8 protein-coding genes are annotated in these 12,654 nt (G+C 68.6%); 2 read left to right on the forward strand and 6 right to left on the reverse strand.

Annotated features, from left to right (window positions below; all coding sequences use genetic code 11):
* Positions 1 to 185: 185 nt before the first annotated feature.
* Positions 186 to 1,916: an ATP-binding protein gene (locus GK109_RS03350; protein ID WP_157238661.1), complete on the forward strand. Its 1,731-nt coding sequence runs from the start codon at positions 186 to 188 to the stop codon at positions 1,914 to 1,916.
* Positions 1,909 to 2,574 (forward strand): response regulator, encoded by a 666-nt coding sequence (locus tag GK109_RS03355; RefSeq protein ID WP_157238662.1) that lies wholly within the window; start codon positions 1,909 to 1,911, stop codon positions 2,572 to 2,574. Before GK109_RS03350 ends, GK109_RS03355 begins: the two co-directional genes overlap by 8 nt.
* Before the next feature lie 16 nt (positions 2,575 to 2,590).
* Here the strand turns inward: GK109_RS03355 and GK109_RS03360 are convergent, their stop codons facing one another.
* The 6 genes from GK109_RS03360 to GK109_RS03385 form a co-directional block, all read right to left on the reverse strand.
* Positions 2,591 to 2,974 carry a RidA family protein gene (locus tag GK109_RS03360; RefSeq protein ID WP_157238663.1) on the reverse strand — a complete coding sequence of 128 codons (384 nt, stop codon included), beginning with the start codon at positions 2,972 to 2,974 and terminating at the stop codon, positions 2,591 to 2,593.
* Between the two features lie 46 nt (positions 2,975 to 3,020).
* Complete coding sequence (locus GK109_RS03365; protein WP_321215792.1) at positions 3,021 to 3,524, reverse strand: GNAT family N-acetyltransferase; 504 nt, start codon at positions 3,522 to 3,524, stop codon at positions 3,021 to 3,023.
* A gap of 68 nt (positions 3,525 to 3,592) precedes the next feature.
* On the reverse strand, positions 3,593 to 4,402 hold the full coding sequence (locus GK109_RS03370; RefSeq protein ID WP_157238664.1) for an inositol monophosphatase family protein: 810 nt from the start codon (positions 4,400 to 4,402) through the stop codon (positions 3,593 to 3,595).
* The gene (ligA, locus tag GK109_RS03375) at positions 4,399 to 6,675 is read right to left on the reverse strand and encodes an NAD-dependent DNA ligase LigA (protein WP_157242592.1); all 2,277 of its coding nucleotides are present in this window, start codon (positions 6,673 to 6,675) and stop codon (positions 4,399 to 4,401) included. Before ligA ends, GK109_RS03370 begins: the two co-directional genes overlap by 4 nt.
* A gap of 801 nt (positions 6,676 to 7,476) precedes the next feature.
* The gene (locus GK109_RS03380; protein WP_157238665.1) at positions 7,477 to 11,922 is read right to left on the reverse strand and encodes an FtsK/SpoIIIE domain-containing protein; all 4,446 of its coding nucleotides are present in this window, start codon (positions 11,920 to 11,922) and stop codon (positions 7,477 to 7,479) included.
* Positions 11,919 to 12,623: a hypothetical protein gene (locus GK109_RS03385; protein ID WP_157238666.1), complete on the reverse strand. Its 705-nt coding sequence runs from the start codon at positions 12,621 to 12,623 to the stop codon at positions 11,919 to 11,921. The genes GK109_RS03380 and GK109_RS03385 overlap by 4 nt, the downstream gene beginning before the upstream one ends.
* Between the last annotated feature and the right edge of the window lie 31 nt (positions 12,624 to 12,654).

A 12,654-nucleotide genomic window follows, 5' to 3' on the forward strand; every position in this document is an offset into this window, starting at 1 on the left:
CGGCACAGCGGTGTGACGCGTGCTACAGACTGTAGGGTGGCCGCCGTCACGGCAGTGCCTTTGGCTCAATTGATTGGCATACTGCTTATTGGGAGCATTTTGCTCATTGTGCTCACGTCGGTTCGGCCTGTATGTGGCCCCCGCCCCGGCCGTTCAAACCCGCCACAGCCCAGTCAAGGAGGATCATGCAGCGTCCCGCGCCCCGGCCGCCGCTGCGGTTCTCCACCCAGACGCTCCTGCTGCAACTGTCCGTGGTGCTCCTGGTTGTCCTGTTCAGCGCAGCCGTCCATGCCTGGCTGACCTATGACCGCGCGGGCAGCGAAGCTGAAAACCAGGCGCTGACCCTGGCGCGGACACTGGCCTCGGACGCCTCGGTGCGGGCGGACGTGCTGGCAATCAGCCAACAGCCCGGCACTCCCCCGCCGTCGCAGCTGGCCGCCGGCCCGCTCATGGAGGCAGCCGAAGCTGCGCGCGCCCGGACCGGCGCCCTCTTCGTGGTGATCACCGATGAGACCGGCCTCCGGCTGGCCCACCCGGACCCGGAGCGGCTCGGTGAAAAGGTCAGCACCGATCCGTCCGAGGCATTGGCAGGCCGGGAGGTCACCACCCGGAACACTGGAACGCTGGGGCCCTCCGCGGGGGCGAAGGTTCCCGTCTACGCTCCGGACGGCACCACCGTGGTGGGCGAGGTCAGCGTGGGCTACTCCATGGAAACCGTGGGACAGAGCCTGGCACGCGACATCGGCCCGGTGGCCGTCACGGCGGCCGGCGCGCTGCTCGCGGGCGTGCTGGGTTCGTTCCTGCTGCGCCGCCGGCTGCAGCGGCTCACACTGGGGCTGGAACCTGAAGAGATCAGCACGCTGGTCCACGACCAGGTGGCTGTGCTCGAAGGCGTGGACGACGGCGTCATCGGCGTTTCGGCCGACGGCCGGATCAGCGTATTCAACTCTGCAGCACAGCGGCTGCTGGGGTTGCCGGACCTGGCCGGAAGCCGCTGGGAGGAGGCGCCGGTTCCGGACCAGCTGAAATCCCTGACCCGGACCGGTTCCGGCGGCCCGGAGGCACTTGAGCTCGTGGCGGGCGGGCGGGTGCTGGTGGCCAATGCGCGCAAGGCCCTGCACCGGCGGGAGGACCTGGGCTGGGTGGTGATGCTCCGGGACCGCACGGAACTGCAGCAGCTCACCAGGCAGCTGGACGCCGTGGGAACCATGTCCACGGCGTTGCGGGCCCAGCGCCACGAGTTCGCCAACCAGCTGCATACCATTGCCGGCTTCATGAGCATCGGCCAGCACCAGCAGGCCCGCGAGTACCTGGCCCGGCTGGCGGCCACCGGGCCGCTGAAGTTCCCGGTGGACCAGGCGGAGCTGCTCCAGGACCCCTACCTGCAGGCGTTCGTGGGGGCCAAGGGCGTGGAGGCGGACGAGCGCGGCGTGGCGCTGCGGATCGGTCCGGAGACCCTGGTCCGCGGGCAGGTGGCGGAGCCCCAGGACGTCACCACCGTGCTGGGCAACCTGATCGACAACGCGGTCAACGCTGCGGTGGCCGGCACGTCGGTGGACCGCTGGGTTGAGCTGGAGGTGCTGGATGAGCCGGACGACGACGGCGGCACCCTGCACATCGTCGTCGCCGACTCAGGCGACGGGCTGGCGGAGGAAACGGACCAGGAGGCCTTCTTCGCCGAAGGGTTCAGCACGGCGTCCGGACCCGGCCCCCGCAACGGCCGCGGCGGCGGCCACGGTTTTGGACTGGCTTTGGCACGCCAGCTGGCGAGGCGCCGCGGCGGAGACGTCAAAATACTGGATCCGGGCACAAAGGGTGGACCCGGCGCAGTCTTCATGGCCACCCTGCCGCGGACAACCGCAGGCCGGGCCGGCAGGAACACCACGGGAGCAAACGGAAAGGACACCAATGCCTGAAGATTTTCGGGTGCTGATCGTTGACGACGACTTCCACGTGGCAAAGCTTCACGCTGCCTACGTGGATTCCGTGGCGGGGTTCCTGGCGCTGGCACCGGTGGGCACTGTGTCGCTGGCCCTGCAGTCCATCCACAGCCTGCGGCCGGACCTGGTGCTGCTGGACGTCTACCTGCCGGATGCCTCCGGCCTGGACCTGCTCCAGCAGCTGGACGTGGACACCATCATGCTGAGCGCGGCCTCCGATGCCGCCTCCGTCCGGACCGCGTTCCGCCGCGGAGCCTTGGGCTACCTGCTGAAACCGTTCACGTCGGAGGCCCTGTCCCGGCAGCTGCGCTCCTATGCCCGGTACCGGCGCCTGCTGGGCCAGCCCGGGGCGCTGGACCAGGACGCGGTGGAGCGTGCCAAGCGCGCCCTGATCCCGGGCGACGTCGCGGCGTCGCCAAAACCGCGTTCAGCCACGGAGGCCGCGGTGCTGGAATCGCTGGTGCCCGGGGAACAGTACTCGGCGGCCGAGGTGGCCGGCCGGGTGGGCGTGTCGCGCGCCACGGCCCAGCGGTACCTGTCCGCCCTGGCGGACGACGGCGCCGTGGACATCCAGCTGCGGTACGGGACGACGGGCAGGCCTGAGCACCGCTACGGCCTGCCCGCAACGTCCTGAGCCGGCTGCCGGGGCGCTAGCTTGCGCTCTTCTGGGCAACGAGCTCGATTTCCACGAGCATCTTCGGGTCCAGGAACGGGAGGACGTGCACCAGGGACAGCGTGGGGCGGATCTCGCCGAACACCTCGCCGTGGGCGCGGCCGGCTTCCTCCCACTTGCTGATGTCGGTCAGGTACAGCTTGGACTGGACGACGTCCTCGAAGCTGAAGCCGGCGTCGGCCAGGACCTTGCCGAGTTTCTGCAGGATGTACTGGGTCTGGGTGTAGAAGTCCTCCCCCACGATCCCGTCTTCGCCGCTTGCCGCGGTGGCGGAGATGTAGAGGGTGTTGTCCACCTGGACGGCGCGTGAGTAGCCGAGGGTCTGTTCCCAGACGGAGCCGGTGCCGAAGGTTTTGCGCATGGTGGGCCTTTCAATACTGGATTGGGTCGGCACCACTGTAGGGCTGCTACAGGTCCAGCCGGTAAACCAGCAGTTTTATGTCGGTTCCGGGGACCAGCCAGTCGCGCTCGGGCACCCGGGAGAAGCCCGTCTTGCGGTAGAGGCCGTGCGCGCTTTCCCAGGTTTGCCCGGTGGTGAGTGCGACGGCCCGGATACCGTCCAACTGCCTGGCGTAGGCCAGGATGGCGTCCACCATGGCCTTTCCCGCGCCGGTGCGCTGCACGGCCGGGTCCACCACCAGCATCCGGAACTCCAGCTCGTCATCAAGGGCGATGTCCGCGTACGGTTCCCCGGCGCGCGCCAGCGTCACCGAACCAACCACCCTGCCGTCCCGCTCGGCCACCCAGATAGTTGCGTTTGCGGCCCGCAGTGCAACGTCCTGGACTTGGCGCATATAGGGGTGGTCGGCGTCCTCGAAGTAGCCCGCCGCGAGGTAGGAATCACGCGTGATGCGGGCAACGGCGTCGTAATCCGTTGCGACGGCGGGACGGACGGTTATCTGGGGCTGCACCCGTCAATGCTAGTGGTACTGCCCCATAACGCTCCTCGAAAGCCCGGTTTCCGTGATCGAACTATCAGTCAGAGCGGAAACTTGCCGGAGAGCTCGAGCCCGCCGGCGCAGGTCCAGGCGTCGAGCCGGTCGGCATCGGCGGGCCCGCCCTCCAGCGGACTGGCCAGGCGGGGACGCCGGACCCAGCAGCCGGCCTCTTCCGCGATCAGTGCCCCCGCGGAGAAGTCGTGCTCGTTGAGGCCGCGCTCACCGTAGGCGTCGTGGGTGCCGTCCGCAACGAGGCACAGGTCCAGGGCCGCGGAGCCCAGCCGCCGGACATCCGCGAACCCGTCCAGCAGTTCGGCCAGGAAGGCGGCCTGCTCGGCGCGGACGGCGGGATCGTAGCTGAAGCCCGTGGCCAGGATCTGCCCCTTCCGGCCGGGGACGGGCCCGTCCAGCCGGGTGGCCCTGCCGCCTTCCTCAAGCCAGGCGCCGTGGCCCCGGGCGGCGTAGTAGGTGCGGCCCAGCGCCGGGGCGTTGACGACGCCGGCCAGCCAGACGCCGTCGGCATCGGCCACAGCAACGGAGGTGGCGTAGTAGACGATGTTGCGGATGAAGTTGGTGGTTCCGTCCAACGGGTCGATGGACCAGCGGTAGCCCGTGGGTACGTCCGGCCTGGTGGTTCCGTGTTCCTCACCGGTGATGCTGTCCCCCGGCCGTGCGGCAGAGATGACGTCCCGCACCGCATGCTCGGCGGCGACGTCGAACGAGGTGACCCAATCGCCGGCGTCCCCCTTGTTGCTGGCCTGGAGTTCCCCGGCGTTCCTGCCTGCCAGGACCCGGGCGCCCGCCGCCGCTGCAGCCTTGGCGATCTCCAGCAGTTCCGTAGCGCTGGTCATCGGGATGCCTCCGCGTCGGCCGGGACCGCCTCAGCCGCCTCCGCGACCGGTTCCGCTCCGTTGTCCTCCGGTCTGGTGGCCAGCGCTGCCGGGCCGCCGGCCAGGAGCCGGCGGAAGCCGTCCTCGTCCAGCACGGGGACGCCCAGCTGCTCGGCCTTGTCCAGTTTGGTGCCGGCGCTTTCCCCGGCCACCAGGTAGCTGGTGTTCCTGGACACCGAACCCGCTGCCTTGCCTCCCCTGACCAGGATTGCTTCCTTGGCCTCGTCGCGGCTGAAGTTCGGCAGGGAACCGGTGACCACCACGGTCAGTCCCTCCAGGGTCCGCGGCATGGACTCGTCGCGTTCGTCCTCCATCCGGACCCCGGCGGCCGCCCAGCGGTCAACGATCTCCTGGTGCCAGTCCTCCGCGAACCATTCCTTCAGCGCTGCGGCAATGGTGGGGCCCACGCCGTCAACGTGGGCCAGGTCTTCCTCCGACGCCTGCCGGATGGCGTCCATGCTGCCGAACGCCGCGGCCAAGGCACGCGAGGCCCGCGGGCCCACGTGCCGGATGGACAGGGCCACCAGCACCCGCCACAGTGGCTGGGCCTTGGCCTTCTCCAGTTCCTTGAACAGTTTCTCGGTGGTGGCCGTGGGCTTGGACGGAGACTTAGCCGTGCCCTTGCTGTAGAAGTACGGCACCAGTTCGTAGTCACCGGTGGGGACGCCCTTGGAGCGTTTCTCGCGCCGGATCCGGACGCCGGCCAGGTCTTCGGGGGTGAGGTCGAACAGCGCAGCTTCCGAGGTAAGCGGCGGAACCTCGGGTTCGGCCGGCTGGGTCAGTGCTATGGCAGCCTCCCAGCCGAGGGCCTCGATGTCGAAGGCTCCGCGGCCGGCCAGGTGGAAGACCCGCTCCCGCAGCTGCGACGGGCACGATTTGGCGTTGGGGCAGCGGATGTCCACGTCCCCCTCCTTGGCCGGAGCCAACGGTGTGCCGCAGGAGGGGCATTCGGTGGGCATCACGAAGTCGCGGACCGGCGGGTCCTGCTGGTCGCGGAGGGCAAGGACGGGGCCCACGATCTCCGGAATGACGTCGCCCGCCTTCCGCAGGATCACGATGTCGCCGATCTTCACGCCCTTGGCCTTGACCACCTCCTGGTTGTGGAGGGTGGCCATTTCCACCGTGGAGCCCGCCACCTTGACGGGCTCCATGAGGCCAAAGGGCGTCACGCGGCCCGTGCGCCCCACGTTGACCTGGATATCCAGCAGCTTGGTGTGCACCTCCTCCGGCGGGTATTTGTAGGCGACGGCCCACCGCGGCACCCGGGTGGTGTAGCCGAGGGCCCGCTGGGTGGCGAAGTCATCGACCTTGATGACGATGCCGTCGATCTCGTGCAGCAGCTTGTGGCGTTTGTCCCCGTACCGTTTGATGAATTCCAGGACCTCGTCCAGGCTCCCCAGCACCTCGGAGTAGGGGCTGACGGGAAGGCCCCACTCCTTCAGCAGGTCATAGGTCTCGGACTGGCTGCGGGCCTCAAGGCCCTCGCGTGCACCGATGCCGTGGACGAACATCTTCAGGGGGCGCTTGGCTGTTTCTGCCGGGTCCTTCTGCCGGAGCGAGCCTGCAGCGGCGTTGCGGGGGTTGGCCAGGGGTGCCTTGCCCGCTTCGATCAGCGCCTCGTTGAACTCGGCGAATTCCTTGGAGGGGATGAACACCTCGCCCCGGACTTCCATTTCTGCCGGAAACCCCCCGCCCCGGAGCTCCTGCGGGATTTCCTTGATGGTCAGTACGTTGTGGGTGATGTCCTCGCCGGTGGTTCCATCGCCCCGGGTGGCGGCACGCACCAGCTTCCCGTCGCGGTAGAGCAGGTTGACCGCGAGGCCGTCGATCTTGAGTTCCGTCAGCCAGGCCGCGGCCGGTGTCCCGTCGCCGAGCTTGGCGATGCCGGCGTCGGCTTTTTTCAGCCAGGCCTCCAGCTCCTCGAGGGAGAAAACGTCCTCGAGGCTGTACATCCGCTGGAGGTGCTGCACGGCGGCGAAGGCTGCGGAAACTTCCCCGCCCACCTCCTGGGTGGGCGAATCGTTGGCCACGAGTTCGGGGTGGAGCGCCTCAATTTCCTCCAGCCGGCGGAAGAGCTCGTCGAATTCAGCATCCGAAACCAGCGGGGCGTCTTCCTGGTAGTACGCGAACCGGTACTTCCTGACCAGGTCCACCAGGTTCTCGTACTCCTCGCGGACGGATTCGCTGGGGACGGCGTTCGGCTCAACGGGTTCCGTGGTGCGGGTGGCGGTCATTTCTGCGGGGCCTGGTCCTGTACTCACAGACCTATCTTGCCATCAAGGCAGGTGAGCGGGGCCCTGATCAGTGCGACCGGAGGCGGTTCCTGCCCCACCAGGCGAAGGATGCTGCGGCGGCGGCCAGCAGTAAGATGCCGGCAATGACTGGCAGGAGGGCGGGGCCGCCACCGGAATCCCCGTCGGGCGCGACTGCCGCAACCCGCGTGGCCTTGGCGGACCTGGTGACGGGCGTATTCCAGTCCTGACCGCTTGATGCGCCTGTGGGCGGTGGGGACGCCGCGGGTCCCGTTGCCGTGGCCGAAGGGGTGGCTGATCCTTCGGGTTCCGCAGACGGGGCTGCCTGCAAGGGCTCAGGTTCGGCCGGAGGCGCGACCGAAGGGGCGGGCTGACCCGGAGGGGCCGGCGCTGGATCGGCCGGCGGAACGGGCGGGCTTTCGGGTTCCTTGGGCTTCTGGGTCCGGGTGGGGTCCGCGGGATTCGGATTGTCCGCAGGCTCTGGCGCGCAGAACACGAGGCACAGGCCAGGAGACGTTGTGGACGCCGGTGCGGGTTCCGGGGAGTCTGCGGTCGCCGGGCTGGCCGGGAGGAGACACAGGGTGCTGGCCAGGACAGCGGCCGATGCCGTCGCCGAGGCAGCGCGGAATACTGGTAGGGACGGGAACATTTGCTACCTTTCGATGCGCGCAGTCCCCCCCGCTGCGGCTTTCTGGTGTCCCCGGTAGTCTTCTACACCCTCGCCTGGCGCCGCAAATCAGCTCCAAATCACCGGGACCTGCGGCGTACCGTGTGGCACGTGCGTCAGTCCCTGCTTTCCGGGGGCAGCGCTACCTGGATTTTCCGTGCCTTGCCGCGTCCCACCACGTAGCCGCGGCCCGGGATGAAGTCCGGGCTGACCCGGCCCAGGGAGGTGTTGAGCAGGCTGTCGCCTTCGATGTCCCCCGGGTTCAGCAACAGTCCGCGCCGGCCGGATTTGAATGGCTGCGCGAGGGACCAGGCCGAGGACCAGGTGGAGGTTTCGGATTCCCCCACCACCCACTGGTCGGCTTTGATGGACGCGGTCACCAGCTGCGCCACGCCCGATTCGGCCAGGGTATCCGTGAACTCGGTCAGGCCCTCAATGAAGATGGCCAGGGAGCCGGGGTTTCCGGACGAATGTTCAACCAGGTCCTCCACAACCGCAGCGAGATCGTCCGCTCCCACCACGGAGCGGTTCCAGATAGGCAGGGAGGCGACGGCGGAACGTCGGGCTGCCAGGTAGATCAGCTCGGTGTCCGGGTTGGACCGCCGCAGGGCGTAGGCCAGCGTCACCAGCGCCACGGTGCGGCCCGCCCCTGGCGGGCCTGCCAGGAGCAGCGGGCCCCGCGCCATGATCTCGGCCGGCCGCAGCGTTTCATCGTCGACGCCAATGACCGGAACTCCGGTGCTGCCGGACGGGAGGACATCCAGGTCCACCTGGTCCGGAAGCCTTTCGATGCCGGGTGCGGCATCCAGCCCCTGGCGGAGCATGGCTTCGCTGAGCTTGTGCACCTCACGTGCCTGCAGCGCCAGGTTGGAGTTGCCGCCAAGGACTGCCAGCTGGACTTCCAGCCCGTCCAGGAGTCCCCGCCCGGGCGGCGAGGCGGCGGTGAGGACGTCCCGGGGCACGTCCATGGAAATGTAGTCGTCCTCGGAGGACAGTCGGAGCACCAGGCGGCGCTGGATGGAAGCGAGCAGCGAGGCGGGCACGGCGTTGGGCCGGTCTCCGGTCACCACAAGGTGGATGCCCAGGGTGCGCCCGTCCGTCGCCAGCTGCAGGAAGATGTCCCACAGCCCGGACAGCCTGCTGTGTTCGTAGGCTTCCCGGAACGCGGACATGCCGTCCACCAGTACAAAGATGCGCTTTTCATCAGGCCTGCCGGCCAGCTTGCGGTACTCGACAATGGTGGACGCGCGCACCTCGGCAAACCGGGCCGACCGCTGCTCGGCGATGTCCCCCAGCAGGCGCAGCAGCCGCCCCACCCGTTCAACGTCGTCGCCGTTAATGACCTCGCCCACGTGCGGAAGCTCCTCCAGCATGCTCAGCCCGGAGGAGCCGCAGTCGATCCCGTACACGTGGACCGGCCCGCCGCGGGGCGTCACCGCGGCCGCTATCGCGATGCCGCGCAGCGCGGCCGACTTCCCCGAACCGCCGGTGCCGTAGATGGCCATGTTGCCGTCCTTGTCCGGCTCGTAGAACACAGTGGGCTGCGCCTGGCGGGAAGGGTCGTCGGCCACGCCGAGGAGCAGCTGTTCGTCGGTACGGGGGTTGGGCAGCCTGGAGAAGTCGTAAGTCTTGGCGAGTTCGTCCAGCCACGGCTTGCGGGGGGCGTTGATGGACAGGGCATCCGCTGCGCGGACGATGGTGGAGGTCATCCTGGCGATGTCGTTGGGGCCGGCGGGCCCGGCCGCTTCCGGTTTCTCCGTAGCCGGGGCCTCCCAGGCCGGGCCGGAGCCGAAGGCCATTTCCACGACGTCGATCTGGGGCCGCTGCGGTTTCTCCGTGGTCCATCCGCCGGCGTAGCCGGTCTGGAAGCCCTGGATCCGTCCCGGGCCGGTCTTTGCTGCACCGCGGCCGGGGATGGCCGGATCGAAGTAGGCGGCATCGGGAACGCCGAGGATGTCCGTGGCGTCGTCCTCATCAGCCATCCGCAGGGCCACCCTGAGGTTGGTGTTGGCGCGGAGGCTGTCCTTGATGACGCCGGCCGGGCGCTGGGTGGCCAGGATGAGGTGCAGGCCCAGCGAGCGCCCGCGGGCTGCAACGTCCACCACTCCGTCAACGAATTCGGGTACCTCGTTGGCCAGCGCGGCGAATTCGTCGACGACGATCACCAGGTAGGGCGGCGCGTCCGGGTCTGCTTCCCGCTGAAGGGCCAGCAGGTCCTTGGCCTTCTTCCGGTTCAGCAGGTGCTCCCGGTAGTGGAGTTCGGCGCGCAGCGAGGTGAGGGCGCGCCGGACCAGGTGCGGCGAAAGGTCGGTGACCAGCCCCACGGTGTGGGGCAGGTTGATGCAGTCGGCGAACGCGGCCCCGCCCTTGTAGTCCACGAACAGGAAACTGACCCGGTCCGGGCTGTAGGCGGCGGCCATGCCCATCACCCAGGACTGCAGGAATTCGGACTTGCCGGCACCCGTGGTGCCGCCCACCAGGGCGTGCGGGCCCTCGTTCTTCAGGTCCAGGTACAGGGGTTCAATGCCTTTGGAACCCACCAGGGCCCGGAGGGTGCCGTTGTCCTTCCGGTTGGCCACGGCGCTGGCGTGCACGGAGTTGTTTTCCGTCCAGCGCTCGGCCACGGCCTGGGGGTTGTCCAGGAAGTCCTTGCCGATCAGCGTGGCGTAGGAGACGGCCCGTGGAAGGTCGGAATCGTCGTTCACGGGTTTGCCCACATCCATGACCGGGGCCAGCATCCGGGCAAGTTGGGCGGCCAGTTCGGCGTCGACGCTTTCGCAGCTGACAGGGTACGTGTGCCTGCCAAGGCGGACCTGCCCGGTGGTGGTGCCGTGTTCCCCGTCCACCACCATGAAGTCCCGGCAGGCAGCGGGAAGCGACTGGATGTCGGTGGCCACCCAGACCACATGGACACCGGAGTCCGGTCCCCGCTCCGCGAGCCGGGTGAGCCTGCCGCGGTCCACCGGCGCGTCGTCTTCCACGATCACCAGGACCGCGGGCAGCACAGGCTGGTCCACGTCGTGCTTGGCCGGGTCCAGCCCGGGGCGGAGGTCCGGCCCGGAGCGCTTCGCCGCGGCCTCCCTGGCATCGAGCAGGTCCTCGAGCCGGGCCAGCAGCGAGGAGCCGCCGGCCGAACCGGCGGCCAGGTGGTCGCCGGCAAGGGGGCTGTGCCCCGAACCCACGTGCGGCAGCCATTGCAGCCAGTTCCAGCGTTCCCGGGACTGCGCGGACGTGATGGCCGCGATGACAACTTCCGCGGGCGAGTGGAGGCCCGCGAGCTGCAGCACCATGCCCCGGGCGACGTCGTCCACCAGGCCGCGGGCACCGGCAACGCCCAGGGACCCGGAGGTGCGCAGCTGGGATACGACGGGAACGCCCTCGATGTCGCGGAACTGCTTTAGGCAGTCCTGGATCTCCTGCGCGTACTGCGCCTCGGTGTCGTTGCTTGGCGGTTCCTCCAACAGGACCCGGGAGGGTGACGTGCCCAGGCCGAACCGAAGGCCCAGGAATCCGGTGTGCTCCGGACGGTGCGTCCACAACAGCGGACCGAGCTTGTAGATGGCGTCCACGGTGTCGCTGACCGACGGCGCTTCCTGGAGGCGGACGGCACGTTCAACCTGCTGCAGTTCCGTGAGGTCCTTCCGGAAGGCGGCCATGGCGGCGCGGAAGTGCTTGAGCTGCTCCTTCTGCTGCCCCCTGCTCCGCATCTTCTGGTCCACGTAGTGGCCCACGATGAAGAGCGGCATCATCATCATGAACAGCACCGAGAGCGCGTTGCCGGTCACCGCGAAGATCACCGCACCCATCAGCAGCGGGGCGATCATCATGATGTACGGGAACGGGTGGTCCTCGGGACGCTTGGGTCCGGCAGGGAGCACGCGTTTGGGTTCCTCGAAGCGGGGAACCACGCGCGGTGACCGGTTGAAGTTCACCAGGGGCGACGTCGGTGCTGCCGCCTGGTTGTGCCCCAGCGGCACCACGGTCACGGTGGTGTCCCCCAGCGTGACCGCGTCCGAGGAATTCAGGGTGGCGCGGGTGACGGGGAGGCCGTCCATCAGCAGCCCGTTGGCCGAATTGGTGTCCACGATTTCCACGCCCTCCCCCACCGTGATGCGGGCGTGGCGCTTGGATGTCAGGGGGTCCGAGAGGCGGATGTCCACGTCCCGGTCCCTGCCGATGTAACTGGTGCCGACGGGCAGGGAAAACTCGCGGCCGGCGTCGGGCCCCGAAAGGACGCGGAGGGTGGCGGCCGCAGGACCGCGGCTGGCACCCGGCACATCGAACTGCGCGCTCACCTGGGCCAGGGACACAACAGAACCCGGCCGGAGGCCGGACTCGAGGAGGTTGTCCGTCCGGGTGAGCATGGTTCCGCTCAGGCCGGCGCCGACAAACGCCTCTTCGATGCGCAGGGAGAGGTTGTCCGGCACCGGGGTGCCCTTGCGCCCCGGATCCGCGGCCCAGAGCATGGCGGCGGTATCGGCCACGGTGGCCAGGCCGTCCACGGTAACGGCCAGATCCTTCGTTTCGGCAGGGTCCCGGCGGAGGGTCACACGGATTCTCATCCCTCGTCCACGCCCCTCATCTTCTCGATCAGGTGCAGGTCATCCGGGGTCACCAGGTGTGAGGTGACCGCGTGCTCCACAAGCCGGGCGCGGCGGTTGGTGGCGAGTTTGCCGCCGCCGCCCCGCAGTCCGGCCACGCCCACGCGGTCGAGCTTGTCGCACACATTGTCGAGCTTCCGGTTGAAGCGGGTCAGCGCCCATCCCAGCGTCTTCGCGGCAGCCGCCGAGGAGGGGATGGCGCTGAACCCCGTACCTTCCCGCCGGAGCATGGGTTCTGCGAGCGCCACGATGAGGGCCTTCTGGGAGTCGGTGAACACCACCGGGCCGATGGTGGTGTCGCCGTTGCTGTCGCCGTCGCGCGCCTCCTGCCGGAAGGAGGGGGTCTTGAGGTGCACGGCAAACTCGTAGGTGGTGGGCCCTGCCGTGAAAATGATGTTCGTGTGGCTGAAGACCAGCGGGATCCGGGCTCCGGGTGACAGCCAGGCCTGCATCCCGCCGGTGGCGTCGGCAACCGTGGCCGAGAGCATGCTGCCCACGTTGCTGAGCCACCAGATCCCGTCATAGCGGGCCACCTGCAGGAACTGACGGTGAAGGTAGGGATTGTCGTCAACTTCGAGGTCGCCTTCGCGGCCGATATTGAAGACGTCCTCGTCCGATGGCTCGTACCATTCACCACAGAAATCTATTGCTAGATCCCCCATTTTCTGTGCCTCCTCGTTAGGCGGAACTGAG

The organism is Pseudarthrobacter sp. GA104 (assembly GCF_009741265.1).
Taxonomy (GTDB): Bacteria; Actinomycetota; Actinomycetes; order Actinomycetales; family Micrococcaceae; genus Arthrobacter.